The organism is Morococcus cerebrosus, from assembly GCF_022749515.1.
GTDB classification, from domain to species: domain Bacteria; phylum Pseudomonadota; class Gammaproteobacteria; order Burkholderiales; family Neisseriaceae; genus Neisseria; species Neisseria cerebrosa.
Map to the genome: position 1 here is coordinate 264,693 of NZ_CP094242.1, position 17,057 is coordinate 281,749.

Sequence of the window (17,057 nt, forward strand, 5' to 3'; positions counted from 1 at the left end):
TTTTGTGGACGGATTCCACGCGACGGTGCTTGTGTTGTCGGCAGACACCGTAGTGAGGGCTTTGTCCGCGAGCCACTCAAAATTTCAAACATCTGTCCGTCAATTATCTTCGTGGGTAGAACCCACGCTACGGATACCGAGTCAGCCAAAACCGATAGAAAGTTCAAATATGAAAGGTCGTCTGAAACCTACATCGGGTTTTCAGACGACCTTTTTGTGTCAATCATTTTCGTGGACAGAGTCCACGCTACGGCACTTGTGTTGCCAACAAACTTTGTAGCGTGGGCTTCGCCCACGAATCGCTAAACATTTCAGACGACCTTTCCTACACCTTCCCACATCGGCAATATCAGGCTTCACTTCTGTCCGCTTTGTTCCACCTGTCGTTTGAAGCGTGTGCCTGCGGCGTGGTAGAAGGGGCGGGGGGAGAATTGGCGGGAGACTTGTGAGGCGAAGATGCAGGCGATGAGCAGCCAAAAGAGGAGGTTTTGTCCGCCGGTCATTTCCATCACGACGACGGCGGAGGTGAGTGGCGATTGGGTGGCACCGGCGAGGAAGGCTGCCATGCAGATGAGGACGAGGACGTGGGTGCCTTGGGCGAGTCCGGTGAGGATGGCGATGTGTTCGCCCAAGACTGCGCCTATGGTCAGGGAGGGGGTGAAGATGCCGCCGGGCGTACCTGTCCAGTAGGTCAGGACGGTGGAGAACCATTTGGCGACGGCGAGTCCGGCGGGGGCTTCGTGGATGCCGCGCAGGGCTTGGGCGGCTTCGTGGTAACCTGTGCCGTAGGTTTTGCCTTGGTAAAGTGTGCCGATGGCGGCGAGCAGGATGCCGATGAGGGCGGCGGTAATCAGGGGATGGCGGCGGATGTGTTCGCGCCATTTGGCGGGGGTGAATGCGGTGGCGCCGAGATACAGGGTGCGTCCGAACAGTCCGCCTGCGATGCCGCACGCGAGTCCGCAGCCCAATACCCAGCCGAGCATATTGTCGAGCGCGCCGCCGCTGAAGCCTGAAAAATAGGGATTGTTGCCTTGGATGGCGACTTGGATGAAACCGGCGGCGAGGACGCCGAGCAGGATTTGCCGCTCCCAACGCAGCATGACTTCGCGCCCGAGTTCTTCGATGGCGAAAATCACGCCTGCCAGCGGGGCGTTGAACGCGGCGGCAAGCCCGCCTGCCGCGCCTGCGGCGATGAGGTCGTTTTCCTGCATGCCGCGAAAGGCGAAGCCGTGTTTTTTGCACCATGCGCCCCACGCGCTCATGACTGCCGCGCCGACTTGGACGGACGGTCCTTCACGCCCGACGGACGCGCCTGCAAACATGGCGAGGAAGGTCAGCGGGATTTTGAGGAGGGTTTCGCGGAGGCGGATCAGGCGGGTTTTGTTGGCGCCGTAGGGCAGGGCGAGGCTGGCGAGCACTTGCGGGATGCCGCTGCCGGAGGTGTAGGGGGCGAAACGGCGGGTGATCCAGACGATGAGCGGCAGCCCGAAGGGTAGGGCGACCCAGGCAAACCAAGGATATTTTTGCACCAGCTCCGCATTCATTTCTAACGCGAAATCTGCCATCCAGGCAAACAGGAGGGCGGTCAGCGCGACCAATGCCGAACCTGCCAGCAGGAACAGAAAAGCAATGCTTTTACGCGAGATGCGGCGGGTTTGGCGGATTTTGTGCGTGATGCGGTAGGCGGGCGGTTTGGTCGGCATGGTATGCGGAAGTGTCGAAAAGGTCGTCTGAAAAGGGTTATTGCGGAAGGGGCACCAATGCGTTAAGAAAGCCTAGAGCGAAGGGTAGTAAAAATGCCGAAGCGATGCCGACACCCCAGTAAATAGATCGGTGCTGCGTAGGTTTGTCAGTGGTGGCGCGCAGCAGTTTGAAATAGAGTGCGAACCAGGCAGATGACACGGCGGCAGTCAGTAACAAGCTGAAGGGAGAGAAGAATGAGTAAAAAACGTAGCTTATCAGTGTCATTATCACGGCATAAAGTACACCCGCGCCTACCGCCCATTTCCAGATGGGATAGAGCTTGTCGGGAAAGTCTAGTGTTCCTGAGGCTTGAAGTCTGCCGAATGTTAATATGAATATAATGTCTAACATGATTATTGCCTTGTGAGTAAGATTTTTTTGTTTTTCAGACGACCTCGAGGTCGTCTGAAAAAAGAGGGGGCGGCATTCAGCCTATTTCCCCGTTGGTGAATGCATAATAAATAAGTTCGCCAAATAAAACAATTTTTCGGTCAGTGGGGTTAAGGCTATACCTGAAAGAATGCCCAGTCCCCAATAGATAAACCGGCGGCGTTTCGGGTCGGACGTGGTACGCAACATTTTGAAATACAAAAGCAAGCAGCCGAACATGCAGATAGTTTGAAACAGAATGAGGGGGAGGCTGTCAAAGGCTTTGGAAATCGAATCAGAAAGGCTGCTTGTCACTGTGCGTATACATAAATAAATCAAAGCCGAGCCTGCCGCCGAATGCCAAAAAGGGACGGATGTGTCGGATGAGTCGGTTGTCCTGTGGGGTTGAAGCCTGCCGAATAACAATATAAAGACAATGTCAGACATAATGAGTCGCCTTAACGTAAGCTGTTTTTGTTTTTCAGACGACCTCGGGGTCGTCTGAAAGTTTATGGTGCGGCGATATGGGGCAGTACCGCGCTAAGGTGTGTCAGTACGTCGATCATCCGCAACGCCGAAGCGGCTGCCATATCCCGGTAAACACAGTGATGCAGCAGAACAGTATGGGCTTTCGCAAATAAAGCACGCGCTATGGTTTTGCACTTGGTCTAAAGGTCGTCTGAAACGGTTTTCAGACGACCTTTTTCGTGCTGCCTTAACCTGTATTGCGCAAACCTTGTGCCACGCCGTTGATGGTCAGGTGCACCATCAGGAGGGTGTGCGGGTCGTGCGGGTCTTTGCGCAGGCGTTTGAGCATAGCGACTTGCAGGCCGTTGAGCGCGTTCAGGTACGGAATCCGCAGGGCGAGCGAACGTGCGAGGCTGCGGTTGTCGCGCAAGAGTTCGTCGGTTTGCAAAAGGTCGAGCAGGGCTTTGCGGCTGCGTTGGTATTCTTCCTTAATCATGCCGAAGATGACGGCGGCTTTTTCGGGCGATTCGCTCAAGCCGGCGTAGTTTTCGGCGAGGATGATGTCGGTTTTCGCCATGACTTGTTCCATATTGGAGAGCATGGCTTGGAAGAAGGGGTTGTGCTGCGCGTGTTCCCGCAGGGCGGCGAGGGTTTCGGGTTTGCCTTCGCACAGGCTTTCCACTGCGCTGCCGAAGCCGTACCACGCGGGCAGCATCAGGCGGTTTTGCATCCATGAGAACACCCACGGTATCGCGCGCAAATCCTGTATCCGCGCCAAAGTTTTGCGGCTGGCGGGGCGGCTGCCGAGGTTGAGGGTGGCGATTTCCTGTATGGGGCTGGTTTGCAGGAAATAGTCGATGAAGTCGGGGTGGGTAATCAGCTCGCGGTAGTATTTGAACGATACGTCCGACAATGCCTGCATGAGTGCGGGTTCGGGGTCTTTTTGATCGGGCAGCAGGCTGGCTTCGAGCGTCGCGGCGACGAGGGTTTCGAGGTTGCGCACGGCGTTGCCGGGGTCGGCGTATTTGGCGGTGATGACTTCGCCTTGCTCGGTGATGCGGATTTGTCCGGCCACGCTGCCTGCGGGTTGGGCGAGGATGGCTTGGTAAGACGGGCCGCCGCCGCGTCCGACGCTGCCGCCGCGGCCGTGGAAGAGGCGCATACGGACATCATATTTTTTGAAGAGTTCGACCAAGCCCAATTCCGCCTGATAGAGGCACCAAGAGCTGGTAACGTAGCCGCCGTCTTTGTTGGAATCGGAATAGCCGAGCATGATTTCCTGAATGTTGTCGCGGCTTTGAAGCAGGTCGCGGTACCATTCGTTGCTGAACATGGTTTCCATGACGGGGCAGGCGTTTTCGAGGGCTTCGATGGTTTCGAAGAGGGGGACGATGTTGATGCGGCTTTGCGGTTTGCCGTTTTCAACCGTCAACAGACCACTTTCTTTGAGCAGCAGCGCGAGGGCGAGCAGGTCGCTGGGCTGTTCGCAGTTGGAGATGATGCTTTGGGTAACGGCGTTCTCGCCGAATTCGTCTTTGATGTTGCGCGCTTCGTTGAAAATCGCCATTTCGCGGCGGGTGTGTTCGCTGTAAGTGATGAACGGGCTGGACAGCGGTCGCTGGTGTTTCAGCTCGCGCAGCAGGACGGTTTGTTTTTCCGTTTCGGAAAGGCTGCCATAGTCTTCCAAACCGGCGTGTTTGAAGAGTTCGGCGACGACATCGGCGTGTTTTTCCGCGTGTTGGCGCAAGTCGAGCGGCATCATGTGGAAGCCGAACACGGACACGGAGCGGATCAGGTCGGCGAGCCTGCCTTCGCCCAAAAGCGCGCTGCCGTTGTCGCGCAGGGAGCGTTGCAGCTTGTGGAGGTCGTCTGAAAATTCTTGCGCGGAGGCATAAGGCATCATGAAGCCGAATTTGCAGCCCATGCCCAAACCGAGCGAGCGGGCTTTGCCCATGACGCGCGCCATGATGTAGGCGATGGCGCGGCGGTACGGCTCTTCGGTGCGGGCGATTTCTCCGTCGGGCGATTCGTCGGACAACGCCATCACGTCATCGTTGACTTTGACGCGGCGGACGGAAAGCGGCAGCTCGCGGTAGAGTTTGTCGAGTTCGCCGCGGTAAAAGCGGAACACCGCGTCGGCATGGCGGCGGAAAGCGAAACGCAGGGTCTCGGCGGAGACAAACGGATTGCCGTCGCGGTCGCCGCCTATCCAGCCGCCGATTTTTAAGATGTCGGGCACGTCAACGTCAGGATAGGTCGTCTGAAACTCGCGTTCCATGCTGCGGTAGAGTTTGGGCAGCGCTTCGAAGAAACTCATCGGGAAGATGGATACGCCGTTGTTGATTTCGTCGTTGACGCTGAGTTTGTGGTGGCGCGTTTCGCTGGTTTGCCACAAGCCCAATAAGATAGTGTCGATTTCGCGGCGCAGCTCCGCCAGCGCGTCGGCATGGGTGCAGCGTTCGCGGCGGGGCAGGAGGGCGCGGATGCGGCGGTTGAAGTTCAACACGGTTTGGCGTTGCACTTCGGTCGGGTGCGCGGTCAGAACGGCGGTAACATTGGTCGTATTTAATTGTTTTTGAACCGCCTTACCGCCGATTTTCGCCGCTTTGAGTTTGCGTACCGTTTCCGCCAGGCTGCCTTCCGCGCCGCCGTGTCCCGCCTCTTCGTGGATTTGGCGGCGGCGTTCGTGGTGTACGTCTTCGGCGATGTTCAGAATCTGCGCAAATAGACCGCAGGCAAGCGTCAGGTCGTGGGTTTGCTGTTCGTCCAGTTGCGGCAAAACCTTCTCAATCAAAGCCGCGCTGTCGTCCGAAGTGGACAACAGTTTGACCGTTTCCACTACCAAAGGTGAGGCTTCTTCGTGCAGAAGTTTGTACAAAGACTGTTTCAAAAATTCCGCGTCTGCCGCTAGAGCCGCGTCTTTGGGATTGTTCAGGATATGCAGTTGCATGATTTTCTCTCTTTATTTATCTTAAAAACAAACGTAAAACATTGTATAGCAGGTCGTCTGAAACCGCCATCGGAAAAGGTATTGCAAAACACCGAAACTTGATGTAACCCGCGTCCGCACAAGTCAAGCCGTTAATTCCTTAACAAAGCCGTCCGTGCATTTCAGTCCGATTATTCTGCCGTTCGTATCCGCAGCATAGTCCGAAGTGTAGAAATCCCGTAAAATATAGTGGATTAACTTTAAACCAGTACGGCGTTACCTCGCCTTAGCTCAAAGAGAACGATTCTCTAAGGTGCTGAAGCACCAAGTGAATCGGTTCCGTACTATCTGTACTGTCTGCGACCTCGTCGCCTTGTCCTGATTTAAATTTAATCCACTATACTACGACATAAAATCCTATTTTCACGCAGGCACAGTATGTTCAACTTCAATTCCGTACGCGAAAACGACAAACGCCAACCCACCGTCCGCACCGCCGTGGCAAGCGGCTCCATCAACATGAGTACCTCCGCCATCAAAGTTTTGGCGGAAAACGCCACCCAAAACGCAGGCATCCTCAACGTCGCCCGTGTTGCCGCCGTCCAAGGCATCAAGCAGGTCGGACTGATTGTCCCACTTTACCAGCCCGCCGTCTTGCAACACGTCCGCGTCGATTTCGATGTCGATATCGAACTTGCCTACGTCAAAGCCACCGTAACCGTTTCCTCGGAAGTCGGCAAAAGCATCACGACCGAAGCCGTTACCGGCGTCAACGTCGCCCTCATGTCCATCTACGACATGATGAAAGAAGTCGACCAGTCCATGATGATGACCCGCATCCACCTCGAATCCGAAAGCGGCGGCGAACGCGGCCCGTTCGTATTCGACGATGCCTACGAAAACATCGAATTCTGATTGAACAAAAAAAGGTCGTCTGAAAACCCGGTTTGAGGTTTCAGACGACCTTGTTTTTCAGCAAAGCTTTATGATGAAACGCTTTCGGACAGGGAGCTGTTTTTGTTTGATACGGTTTTTTGTTGGTGCTGTCTTATGATGAGGCAGTATTATCAGAAATTGTTCATGTTTTAAAATTCGATTATACTTATAAAGTATTAGTTTTTTAGTTATTTTGTATAGTATTGCAACAAATTCAAATAGGGAATACCTATGTCGTCATTCCCGCGCGGGCAGGCGTTTTTCTTTTTTAACCCACGATAAAACAACAGAGAGAATTTATGGACACATCCCAACCTGCGCCCCGTTCCGACCAACAAGCCAACCGCCGCTATCTGACTGTGTGGCGGTGGCATTTTTATTTCGGGCTATTGGTCGCGCCCTTTCTGACCCTGCTTGCCGTAACGGGTCTGGGCATGCTCCTATTCGCCAACATCACCGGCAAAGAGGGCGAGCGCATACACGTTACCCCGCAGGCGCAGGTGCAGCCTTTGTCGGCGCAGGCGGAAGCGGCGCGGCAGTCTGTGAACCCTGAAACCGCTTCGGTGGTGCAATATATCGCGCCGCGCGCCGACGATATGGTTGCCGTGTTCCGCGTGAACAACGACGACAAAGCGACCATGGTCGCCGTCGATCCTTACACGGCGAAAGTCGTCAGTTCCATGCCGCGCAATGAGGGCTGGTATCACACGATGGACGGAATCCACGGCGATATGATGCTCGGCACGGCGGGCGATTATCTGATAGAAACCGCCGCATCACTGACTATCCTGATGATGATTACGGGGATTTATCTTTGGTGGGCGAAACAGCGCAGCCTGAAATCCATGCTTGTGCCGCAAGCGGGCAAAGGACGCTCGTGGTGGCGCAGCATGCACGGCGCATTCGGTACTTGGGTTTCTTTGATTTTATTGTTGTTCTGCCTGTCGGGTGTTGCTTGGGCGGGCATTTGGGGCGGTAAGTTCGTTCAATCTTGGAGCCAGTTCCCCGCCGGCAAATGGGGCGTCGAACCGAACCCCGTATCCGTCGTGCCGACCCACGGCGATGTGCTGAACGACGGCAAAACCAAAGAAGTACCGTGGATTCTGGAACTCACGCCCATGCCTGTTTCCGGTACGACGAAGGGCGAAAACGGCATCAATCCGAGCGAACCGATGACTTTGGAAACAGTTGACCGCTTCGCCCGCGAAATCGGTTTCAAAGGCCGCTACCAGCTCAACCTGCCCAAAGGCGAAACGGGCGTGTGGACGCTGTCGCAGGATTCGATGAGCTACGACATGGTCAGCCCGACCGCCGACCGCACGGTGCACATCGACCAATACAGCGGCAAAATCCTGGCCGACATCCGTTTCGACGATTACAACTTCTTCGGCAAATTCATGGCGGCCAGCATCGCGCTGCACATGGGGACGCTGGGCTGGTGGAGCGTGCTGGCGAACGTCTTGTTCTGCCTGGCGGTTATCTTCATCTGTGTCAGCGGCTGCGTGATGTGGTGGAAACGCCGCCCGTCCAAAGCGAGCGGGCTGGTTCCTCCGGCGCAGAAAATCGAGCTGCCGGTATGGTGGGCAATGGCTGTGCCGCTTCTGATTGTGGCGGTATTGTTCCCGACCGCCATCGCCGCCATCGCCGTGATTTGGCTGTTGGATACGGCTTTGCTATCACGGATTCCGGCGCTGTCGCGGTGGTTCAAATAACGGTTTGAGCCGTTTCCCGCAAACCGATGTGCAGCGTGGGCAATGCCCACAAATAGGATGGGTTTGAAGGTCCTTGGATTCGGATTTCAAGTGCAACACTAGGGTACCAGTGGTTGGAACAGATTTAAGAATAAAACACTTGGCGTTTCGTAGCCAAGTGTTTTTCTTGGCCGGTGGTTCAACTCATCTTGAACCCTGCGTATCTCCCGATCACTGATGTTTCGGAAATCGGTTTGTTTGGGGAAATATTGCCGGATGAGTCCGTTGGTGTTCTCACTCAGCGCTTTCTCCCAAGAATGGTAAGGGCGGCAAAAATAGGTTCTCGCCTTCAATGCTTTGGCTATTTTGGTGTGTTGGTAGAACTCTTTGCCGTTATCCATGGTAATGGTGTGGACTCTGGCTTTATATGCCTTTAATACCCTAATGGCCGCCCGGGCAGTGTCTTCGGCTTTTAAGTTCTTTAATTTGCAGATGATGGTGTAGCGGGTAGTGCGTTCGACCAAGGTCAATAACGCGCTTTTCTGATTTTTGCCGACGATGGTGTCGGCCTCCCAATCGCCGATGCGGGTTTTCCGGTCGACGATAGCAGGTCGGTTCTCTATGCCGACGCGGTCGGGCACTTTGCCTCTGGTCCATGTGCTGCCGTAGCGTTTGCGGTAGGGTTTGCTGCATATTCTGAGGTGTTGCCACAAAGTGCCGCCGTTGCTTTTGTCTTGGCGGAGGTAGCGGTAAATAGTGCTGTGATGGAGTGTGATCCCGTGGTGTTTATGCAGGTAGGCACATACTTGTTCGGGACTGAGTTTGCGGCGGATAAGGGTGTCGATGTGTTGAACCAGCTGCGAATCGAGCTTATAGGGTTTTCGCCGGTGCTGTTTGGTCAGCCGGCTTTGCTTCTGTGCTTTTTCGGCGCTGTATTGCTGTCCTTGGATGCAGTGCCGCTTGATTTCGCGGCTGATGGTGCTTTTGTGGCGGTTGAGCTGTTTGGCGATTTCGGCGATGGTGCAGTAGCGGGACAGGTATTGGATATGGTATCGTTCGTCTTGGGTCAGTTGTGTGTAGCCCATGGCAATCTTTCTTGCAGGAAAGGCCGTATGCTACCGCATACTGGCCTTTTTCTGTTATGGAAAGTTGCACTTCAAATGCGAATCCGCCGTCGTCTGAAAATCCGATTTTGGTTTTCAGACGACCTTTCCTTATTTTTATCCCGCGGTTTTCCTTTTCCGCCCGCTTCGGTATCATACCGCCTGTCTGTTTATCCCTGACGGAATCCCGATTATGTCTGACTGGTCCCTCCCCGATTTCGAACGCAAAATCTGCCCGCCCAAAGAATTGGCGCAACGTCTGCACACGCTTCCCCGCCCGCTGGTGTTTACCAACGGCTGTTTCGATATTCTGCACAGGGGGCATGTTACCTATCTGGCGCAGGCTCGGTCGGCGGGGGCGGCGTTGGTGCTGGCTTTGAACACGGATGCGTCCGTTCGCCGTTTGGGCAAGGGGGACGACCGTCCCGTCAACCCGCTGGAGAACCGCGCGGCGGTGGCGGCGGCATTGGCAAGCGTGGACTTGGTCACTTGGTTTGACGAAGACACGCCCGCCGAGTTGATCGAGCAAATCAAACCCGACATCCTGATTAAAGGCGGCGACTGGCCGGTCGAAAAAATCGTCGGCGCGCAAGAAACGCTGGCGCGCGGCGGCAAAGTGTTTTCCATTCCGTTCCTGCACCAGACTTCCACCACGAAAACGCTGGAGAAAATCCGCGCAGCCGAGGGCGGCAAATGACCGCGCTGAAACTGCCGCACAGTCGGGTTTTGGCGGAACTCGCCGACGGTCTGCCGCAACACGTTTCCCATCTCGCGCGTATCGCGGGCGTGAAGCCGCACCAGCTCAACGGCTTTTGGCAACAGATGCCCGCGCACATCCGCGGACTGCTGCGCCAGCACGACGGGCAATGGCGGCTCGTGCGCCCGCTTGCCTTGTTTGACGAAGAAGCCTTGCAGCGTTTGGGCGCGGAACGCGGTTTTCAGACGACCTTAAAACATGAATGCACGTCCAGCAACGACGAAATCCTGAATCTGGCGCGCATTTCTCCCGAACAAGCCCATAAATCGCTCTGCGTCGCACATCTGCAAACCAAAGGCCGCGGGCGGCAGGGACGCAAGTGGACACACCGGCTGGGCGAATGCCTGATGTTCAGCTTCGGCTGGGTATTCGACAAACCGCAGCACGAACTCGGCTCGCTCGCCCCCGCCGTCGCGCTCGCCTGCCGCCGCGCCTTGGCAGCATCAGGTTTGGACATACAAATCAAGTGGCCGAACGATTTGGTCGCCGGCAGGGACAAACTCGGCGGCATCCTGATCGAAACCGTCCGCAACGAGGGCAAAACCGCCGCCGTCATCGGCATAGGCATCAATTTCGTCCTGCCAAAAGAAGTCGAAAACGCCGCCTCCGTCCAAGCCCTTTTCCACAACGCGCAGCTTGTCCGCGGCGCAACCGCCGTACACTGCATTCCCGCTTCAACGCTGTTGGACAAATTATTGGGCGAACTCAATGCCGTGCTGACGCAATACGCGCAAAACGGGTTCGCCCCCTTCCTCGAAGAATACCAAACCGCCCACCGCGACCACGGCAAACCTGTCCTGCTCCTGCGCGACGGGCAAACCGTAAGCGAAGGCACCGTACTCAATGTTGATGCGCAAGGCGCGTTGCACCTGATGACAACCACGGGCGAACAAACCGTCGTCAGCGGCGAAATCAGCCTGCGCCCCGACGACACGCCCCGCACCGCCGCGCCGCGCCCGCCCGAACGCCTCCTCCTGCTCGACGGCGGCAACAGCCAGCTCAAATGGGCATGGGTGGAAAACGGCGTGTTCAACGAAGTTACCCGCGCGCCGTACCGCGATTTGAGCAAACTCGGCGAAGAATGGGCAGCGCGTTCAGACGACCGCACCCGCATCGTCGGCTGCGCCGTGTGCGGAGACCTCAAAAAAGCCCTGGTCGAAGCCCACCTGACCGCGCCCGTCCGCTGGCTGCCCTCCATGCCGCAGGCGCTCGGCATCCGCAACCACTACCGCAACCCCGCCGAACACGGCTCCGACCGCTGGTTCAACGCCTTGGGCAGCCGCCGTTTCAGCCAAAACGCCTGCGTCGTCGTCAGCTGCGGCACCGCCGTAACCACCGACGCCCTCACCGAAGACAACCATTACCTCGGCGGCACCATCATGCCCGGCTTCCACCTCATGAAAGAAGCCCTCGCCGCCAAAACCGCCAACCTCGACCGCCCCGCCGGCAAAGTGTACCCCTTCCCCACCACCACGCCCAACGCCATCACCAGCGGCATGATGGATGCCGTTTGCGGAGCCGTCATCATGATGCACGGGCGGCTGCAACAAAAAACGGGCGAAGGCAAACCCGTCGACGTCATCATCACCGGCGGCGGCGCAAGCAAAGTCGTCAACGCCCTGCCCAAGCAGTTTGTTTTGGACAATACAGTAAAAATTGTAGATAATCTCGTCATTTACGGCTTATTGAACTGGGTCGCGCAAGAGCAGGAACAGCCTGATAAATTGCCCGAATAAGCAGCCATACCGTAGCGCAGATTCAAAAAGGTCGTCTGAAACGCAACACCGCTTTTCAGACGACCTTCAGACGCAGCAAACTTCAGCCGGTTGGCTTTGACGCCGATCCGCCACAACCAATAACAACACAAAACCGCCTGCACACCGCAACGGCAACCGAACACAAAAAAGGAAAACAACTCATGAAATGGCTTTTCGCCGCCCTCGTGGCACTCAACATCATCGTCTTCGGCGGCATGATTACGCACCGCCTCAACAACGCCAAATCCCCCAACACCGCCGCGCCCGTAGAAGGCGGTGCCCACGAACTCGCACAACCTGAATCCCTGCGCCCGCAGCAAGCCCCCGCGCCTGCCGACAACGCGCAACCCGACTGGCTGCAAACCGACGAAACACAAGCCGACCTGCCCGAACCCGAATCCGAAGAAGCCATAGCCGAACGCAAGAAAAAAGAAGAAGAGGAACAGGCGCGCCGCGAAAAAGAAAAAAAAGAACGAGAAGAAAAAGCCCGCCGCGAAAAAGAAAAAGCCGCCGCCGAAAACACCAATCCGAATGCTGCCGCCAACGAAAATCCCGCCGCCAAAAACGCATCCGCCGCCCGCCAATGTACGTCCAACGCCAGCGTTACCCTGGATGAAGACGACTACCACCGCATCAAAGGCCTGCTGACCCGTTGGCCGCACGCCGCCAGCCGCACCGTAGAAAAACGCGGCGCATCGAAAGACCACGCCGCCAAAACCTTCCGCGTCGTGCTGCCCGCCGACAGCGAAGCCATGAACCGCCTCGAAGCGCTCGGCAACAAAGGCTTCAACGGCACGCTTCACAACGGCGAAATCAGCCTCGGCGTCATGAAAAGCCGCTCCTCCGCCCAAGTCCTCATCTCGCGCCTGTCCGCAGCAGGTTTCGGCGGCGCACGCATCGTCGAACAAGACGACAAAGGCAACGCCGCCGACAGCACCCTCAGCGTCTCCCGCATGACCGTCATCTTCATGTCGGTCGATGAAAAGGACGCACAGGAAATCCGCAACATCGTCGGCCGCTACGGCAGCCTGAATATGAAAACCTGCAAATAAAACCCAAAGGTCGTCTGAACGTTTTCAGACGACCTTTTTACAGAAATATAGCCCATTCAAACCATAGAAGCTCCTGCCGTCCTTCCTGTTTGGGTAGAAAGGGAAGTGAGGGTATTTTCTTAATCAATCCATTTCGGGCGTGAAAGCTTTGCCAAGTGCCTGAGACCGTCAATTCTGAGGAGTGTCCGTATTGATGAAACCCTTAATCTTCTTGCTTCCCGCCGTGTTATCCCTGCATGCTGCCGCACAGAACTACGTCATTGCCGACGATCGTCTCAGTAGTGGGGTGCTGACGCTTGAGGGCAGCAATTTTTCCGTCAGTACAGTCAATCCAAACGGCAATGTGTGCGATTACGAAGGCATCGTTCGCAACCGTATTGCCAGCGATGGGGAGGGCTGTGTCGTGCATTTCAGTTTCAAGCGCGACAGTGTGCGTTTGGACATCCCCGAAACCGCCCGAGAAGCCTGTCAAAACTATTGCGGGCATAATGCTTTTTTCGACAGGGTTTATTATAAAATGCCGACGGCCTGCGCCCCGAAATATGCAGAAGCGGCAGAGCGGCGTTTCCGGGCTGCCTATCGGGAAAAACGTTTCCGAGAGGCGGAAAACCTCAAGCGGCAATATCTAAACCAATGCGGCAGATTCCTCTATCTGACCGACTGGATGCGGGTTTTGAATGACTTGGCAGTCAGCTTTAAAAATGCCGGAGATAAAGCGGCCTGCCGCAAAACGCTTGCCCCATTGTCCGAATGGCTGCGGGATTATCGGCCAAATTACATCAACGAAACAGATTACAAACGCGAAGCGTCTGCGGCAAGGTTTAACTTGAAACAGTGTGAAGCGGAATAAAACGAAATTAGCCCAGTATTTTCATATGATGGCCGATATGGTTATCTGAGGTATAAAAAGCCATAATATTTCTTAAATACTAAAAAATAGATATTTTCTTCTAAAAAATCCAATTTAAAATTATATTATTTTAATAAAAATCTATTGCTACATTCATAAAAAATCACGGGGTCGTCTGAAAAGCGGTTTTTCAGACGACCCCGTGTGCTAAACTTCGTTAAATACACACAAAACAGGCAAAGCAATATGTTTACATTCAAATCACTGCTCGATATGCCGCGCGGAGAAGCTCTTGCCGTCGTCGTGGCGTTAATCGGGGCGATGGGTTACACCATCATTTCGCTGGGCTGGCTGCCCCATATGTCCATCATTGCCGCCATTACCGTCCTCATCCTCTACGGTCTCGTGCGCGGGTTGAAATATAACGACATGCAAAAAGGCATGGTCGGCGCGGTGGGGCAGGGCATGGGCGCGATTTACCTGTTTTTTTTCATCGGGTTGATGGTCAGCGCGCTGATGATGAGCGGCGCGATTCCGACGCTGATGTATTACGGTTTCGGGCTGATTTCCCCCACTTATTTCTATTTCTCCGCCTTTGCGCTCTGTTCCGTCATTGGCGTGTCCATCGGCAGCAGTTTGACCACTTGCGCCACCGTCGGCGTTGCCTTTATGGGCATGGCGGCGGCGTTTCATGCCGATTTGGCGATGACGGCGGGCGCGATTGTTTCCGGTGCGTTCTTCGGCGACAAAATGTCCCCGCTATCCGATACCACGGGCATTTCCGCCTCCATCGTCGGCATTGATTTGTTCGAACACATCAAAAACATGATGTACACCACCATTCCCGCGTGGCTCATCAGCGCGGCATTGATGCTGTGGCTCTTGCCCAATGTTGCCGCCCACGATTTGAACAGCGTCGAATCCTTCCGCAGCCAGCTTGAAGCGACGGGCTTGGTACACGGCTATTCGCTGGTTCCGTTTGCGCTGTTGGTCGTGCTGGCGCTGTTGCGCATCAACGCCGTCGTCGCCATGCTCTTCACCATCCTTGCCGCGCTTGCGGTAACTTATTTCCACAGCACGCCCGACTTGAACCAGCTCGGCACATGGTTTTACGGCGGCTACAAACTCGAAGGCGAAGCGTTTCAAGACATCGCCAAACTCATTTCGCGCGGCGGTTTGGAAAGCATGTTCTTCACGCAAACCATCGTGATTCTCGGCATGAGTTTGGGCGGATTATTGTTTACGCTCGGCGTGATTCCGTCGCTGCTGGACGCCATCCGCGCGTTCCTGACTACCGCCGGACGCGCTACATTCAGCGTTGCCGCCACGTCGGTCGGCGTCAATTTCCTCATCGGCGAACAATATTTGAGTATTTTGCTTTCCGGCGAAACCTTCAAACCCGTGTACGACAAGCTCGGACTGCATTCGCGCAACCTTTCGCGCACGCTGGAAGACGCGGGTACGGTCATCAATCCGCTTGTGCCGTGGAGCGTGTGCGGCGTGTTCATCAGCCACGCCCTCGGCGTACCCGTTTGGGAATACCTGCCTTATGCCTTCTTCTGCTATTTGAGCCTGATTTTGACGCTGCTGTTCGGTTGGACAGGTCTGACGTTGAGCAAGAAAGAAACTGCGTAAAGCAGGGGATACAAAGGTCGTCTGAAAACCTTCGGCATAGGTTTTCAGACGACCTTTTTTATGGAAATGCTTTGACGGAATAGATGACGGCTTATTTGGGATTTTTCTCGATCAGGGCGACGAGTTGATCGATATAGCCTTGGACGAAGCTGCGTGCCGATTCGATGAGTTTGCCGTTATCGTCAAACAGAGTAGGGGAGTTGCCGAGGAAGACTTCGGGCTGTCCGGTCAGCGGCATATTGAAGTAGGACAAGGCGAGGCGCAGGTTTTTTTGCGAGCTGTAACCGCCCATTTTGCCGACGGAATGGCTGATGATGCCTGCGGGCGTGTTTTTCCATGCGACGTCGGCGTTGGGTTTGGAGCCGATGTCTACCGCGTTTTTCAGACAGGCGGGGACAGTGCGGTTGTTTTCGGAGGTAACGAACAATACGCCGGCGGAGGCTTTGATGGTTTCGCGGAAGGCAGTGTAGCTTTCGGGCGTGGGGAAGTCGGTTTCGGCGGGGTCGTCGTAGTCGAAATTGTAGAGCGGCAAGCCGCCGATTTCGACGATTTGGGCTTCGTAGCCTTCGGGGAACATGGGGATGACGTTTTGCGCCACTTTGCGGGCAAACGAGCCTTTACGCAGGCTGCCTACTAAAATGCTGACTTTTTTTGCCATGAATTTTCTCCTGATTGTGTGAAAATAAAAACGATTCGTAAATTCATTTTAAAATGGGCGCGGATAACGGTCAAGATTAGGGCATCGCGTTAAGGCGGCTTTATCTACGGGCAGGTCGTACACGCTGAGATTTCGTTTCTTTGCGGTTGTTATGGGAATTTTGATGAAAATTCAGTTGCTTGAAGACATATCGACAGATGGAAAGCCTTGTTTTTTTCGGATTCACTGTATTCCTTGGGCAACAGTTTTAATTAGATATATAACTTTAGTAATTGTTTTATTGCGTGCGAATTGAAACTTACGCATAATGTAAAACATATGCAATATGGGATGGATTTTTGGGTTTGAGAGGCATCCCACATCGAGCATCAATAAAGAAAAAAGAGGGAAAAATCATGTCATTAGACTGGTGGAAACGCGAATTGTTCGGCGGTTGGACGCATTTCGAAGCGGTGTGGCTGCTGATGTTTTTGGGGATACAGGCGGTCGTGTTCGTCTTCAATCCCGACTCATGGCTGGCGAGCATTGCGGCGGTAACGGGCATTTTGTGCGTCGTCTTCGTCGGTAAAGGGAAAATCAGCAATTATTTGTTTGGGCTGATTTCCGTATCGCTGTATGCTTATGTTTCCTATACGTTTAAGCTCTACGGCGAGATGATGCTGAATTTATTGGTGTATGTGCCTGTCCAGTTTGTCGGTTTCGCTATGTGGCGCAGACATATGGCTCTGGGCGAAACGGCGGAAACGGAGGAAGTGAAGGCGAAGGCGTTGACGGTCAGGCAGTGGTTGCTGGTGGTTGCCGTGTCCGTTGTGGGGACTTCGGCATATATCGAATGGCTGCACCACTTAGGCAGCGCGTTGCCGACCCTTGACGGCGTAACGGTCGTCGTGTCGATTGTGGCTCAGGTGTTGATGATTCTGCGCTACCGCGAGCAATGGGCATTGTGGATTGTGGTCAATATCCTGACGATTTCGCTGTGGGCTGCGGCATGGTTGAAAAACGGAGAAACGAGCCTGCCGCTTTTGCTGATGTACGTCATGTATTTGTGCAATTCGGTTTACGGCTATATCAACTGGACGAAGCTGGTAAAACGGCATTCGGGAAAATAA

At 54.9% G+C, this 17,057-nt stretch carries 14 protein-coding genes; 8 read left to right on the top strand and 6 right to left on the bottom strand.

From position 1 onward, the window contains the following. Nucleotides 1–356: 356 nt before the first annotated feature. The 4 genes from MON37_RS01200 to ppc form a co-directional block, all read right to left on the bottom strand. Entirely contained in the window at nucleotides 357–1,703 is a 1,347-nt protein-coding gene (locus MON37_RS01200) for a chloride channel protein (protein WP_039409303.1), read from the bottom strand. 37 nt (nucleotides 1,704–1,740) lie between these two features. Continuing rightward, nucleotides 1,741–2,094, bottom strand: a complete 354-nt coding sequence (locus MON37_RS01205) for a hypothetical protein (RefSeq protein ID WP_039409300.1) — start codon at nucleotides 2,092–2,094, stop codon at nucleotides 1,741–1,743. An 81-nt stretch (nucleotides 2,095–2,175) separates the two neighbouring features. Further along, nucleotides 2,176–2,559, bottom strand: a complete 384-nt coding sequence (locus tag MON37_RS01210) for a hypothetical protein (RefSeq protein WP_070860131.1) — start codon at nucleotides 2,557–2,559, stop codon at nucleotides 2,176–2,178. Nucleotides 2,560–2,827: 268 nt separating this feature from the next. Next, a complete protein-coding gene (ppc, locus tag MON37_RS01215; RefSeq protein ID WP_039409297.1) occupies nucleotides 2,828–5,530 on the bottom strand; it encodes a phosphoenolpyruvate carboxylase in 2,703 nt (900 codons plus the stop codon). A 417-nt stretch (nucleotides 5,531–5,947) separates the two neighbouring features. Here ppc and MON37_RS01220 point away from each other — a divergent pair, with 417 nt between their 5' ends. Together MON37_RS01220 and MON37_RS01225 are read left to right on the top strand one after the other, a co-directional pair. After that, nucleotides 5,948–6,424 carry a cyclic pyranopterin monophosphate synthase MoaC gene (locus MON37_RS01220; RefSeq protein WP_039409294.1) on the top strand — a complete coding sequence of 159 codons (477 nt, stop codon included), beginning with the start codon at nucleotides 5,948–5,950 and terminating at the stop codon, nucleotides 6,422–6,424. A 320-nt stretch (nucleotides 6,425–6,744) separates the two neighbouring features. Continuing rightward, nucleotides 6,745–8,157, top strand: a complete 1,413-nt coding sequence (locus MON37_RS01225; protein WP_039409291.1) for a PepSY-associated TM helix domain-containing protein — start codon at nucleotides 6,745–6,747, stop codon at nucleotides 8,155–8,157. Nucleotides 8,158–8,255: 98 nt separating this feature from the next. Here the strand turns inward: MON37_RS01225 and MON37_RS01230 are convergent, their stop codons facing one another. Next, on the bottom strand, nucleotides 8,256–9,221 hold the full coding sequence (locus MON37_RS01230; RefSeq protein ID WP_242883731.1) for an IS30 family transposase: 966 nt from the start codon (nucleotides 9,219–9,221) through the stop codon (nucleotides 8,256–8,258). A 211-nt stretch (nucleotides 9,222–9,432) separates the two neighbouring features. Between MON37_RS01230 and rfaE2 the strand changes: the two genes are divergently transcribed. From rfaE2 to nhaC, 5 genes are all read left to right on the top strand, one after another. Beyond that, nucleotides 9,433–9,936: a D-glycero-beta-D-manno-heptose 1-phosphate adenylyltransferase gene (gene rfaE2, locus MON37_RS01235; RefSeq protein ID WP_039409134.1), complete on the top strand. Its 504-nt coding sequence runs from the start codon at nucleotides 9,433–9,435 to the stop codon at nucleotides 9,934–9,936. Further along, nucleotides 9,933–11,732, top strand: coding sequence for a bifunctional biotin--[acetyl-CoA-carboxylase] ligase/type III pantothenate kinase (locus MON37_RS01240; RefSeq protein WP_039409137.1), 1,800 nt, complete (start codon nucleotides 9,933–9,935; stop codon nucleotides 11,730–11,732). The genes rfaE2 and MON37_RS01240 overlap by 4 nt, the downstream gene beginning before the upstream one ends. A gap of 182 nt (nucleotides 11,733–11,914) precedes the next feature. Beyond that, nucleotides 11,915–12,805: a hypothetical protein gene (locus tag MON37_RS01245; protein ID WP_039409141.1), complete on the top strand. Its 891-nt coding sequence runs from the start codon at nucleotides 11,915–11,917 to the stop codon at nucleotides 12,803–12,805. A 193-nt stretch (nucleotides 12,806–12,998) separates the two neighbouring features. Next, a complete protein-coding gene (locus MON37_RS01250) occupies nucleotides 12,999–13,655 on the top strand; it encodes a hypothetical protein (protein ID WP_039409144.1) in 657 nt (218 codons plus the stop codon). 246 nt (nucleotides 13,656–13,901) lie between these two features. Beyond that, nucleotides 13,902–15,290 carry a Na+/H+ antiporter NhaC gene (gene nhaC, locus MON37_RS01255; RefSeq protein WP_039409147.1) on the top strand — a complete coding sequence of 463 codons (1,389 nt, stop codon included), beginning with the start codon at nucleotides 13,902–13,904 and terminating at the stop codon, nucleotides 15,288–15,290. A gap of 91 nt (nucleotides 15,291–15,381) precedes the next feature. Here nhaC and MON37_RS01260 read toward each other — a convergent pair whose 3' ends face one another. After that, on the bottom strand, nucleotides 15,382–15,948 hold the full coding sequence (locus tag MON37_RS01260; protein ID WP_039409150.1) for an NADPH-dependent FMN reductase: 567 nt from the start codon (nucleotides 15,946–15,948) through the stop codon (nucleotides 15,382–15,384). Between the two features lie 395 nt (nucleotides 15,949–16,343). Here MON37_RS01260 and pnuC point away from each other — a divergent pair, with 395 nt between their 5' ends. After that, a complete protein-coding gene (gene pnuC, locus MON37_RS01265; RefSeq protein ID WP_039409152.1) occupies nucleotides 16,344–17,057 on the top strand; it encodes a nicotinamide riboside transporter PnuC in 714 nt (237 codons plus the stop codon).

Bases quoted from the DNA above. Each gene is read 5' to 3' on its own strand.
- MON37_RS01200 (WP_039409303.1), bottom strand. From the start codon at position 1,703: ATGCCGACCAAACCGCCCGCCTACCGCATCACGCACAAAATCCGCCAA.
- MON37_RS01205 (WP_039409300.1), bottom strand. From the start codon at position 2,094: ATGTTAGACATTATATTCATATTAACATTCGGCAGACTTCAAGCCTCA.
- MON37_RS01210 (WP_070860131.1), bottom strand. From the start codon at position 2,559: ATGTCTGACATTGTCTTTATATTGTTATTCGGCAGGCTTCAACCCCAC.
- ppc (WP_039409297.1), bottom strand. From the start codon at position 5,530: ATGCAACTGCATATCCTGAACAATCCCAAAGACGCGGCTCTAGCGGCA.
- MON37_RS01220 (WP_039409294.1), top strand. From the start codon at position 5,948: ATGTTCAACTTCAATTCCGTACGCGAAAACGACAAACGCCAACCCACC.
- MON37_RS01225 (WP_039409291.1), top strand. From the start codon at position 6,745: ATGGACACATCCCAACCTGCGCCCCGTTCCGACCAACAAGCCAACCGC.
- MON37_RS01230 (WP_242883731.1), bottom strand. From the start codon at position 9,221: ATGGGCTACACACAACTGACCCAAGACGAACGATACCATATCCAATAC.
- rfaE2 (WP_039409134.1), top strand. From the start codon at position 9,433: ATGTCTGACTGGTCCCTCCCCGATTTCGAACGCAAAATCTGCCCGCCC.
- MON37_RS01240 (WP_039409137.1), top strand. From the start codon at position 9,933: ATGACCGCGCTGAAACTGCCGCACAGTCGGGTTTTGGCGGAACTCGCC.
- MON37_RS01245 (WP_039409141.1), top strand. From the start codon at position 11,915: ATGAAATGGCTTTTCGCCGCCCTCGTGGCACTCAACATCATCGTCTTC.
- MON37_RS01250 (WP_039409144.1), top strand. From the start codon at position 12,999: ATGAAACCCTTAATCTTCTTGCTTCCCGCCGTGTTATCCCTGCATGCT.
- nhaC (WP_039409147.1), top strand. From the start codon at position 13,902: ATGTTTACATTCAAATCACTGCTCGATATGCCGCGCGGAGAAGCTCTT.
- MON37_RS01260 (WP_039409150.1), bottom strand. From the start codon at position 15,948: ATGGCAAAAAAAGTCAGCATTTTAGTAGGCAGCCTGCGTAAAGGCTCG.
- pnuC (WP_039409152.1), top strand. From the start codon at position 16,344: ATGTCATTAGACTGGTGGAAACGCGAATTGTTCGGCGGTTGGACGCAT.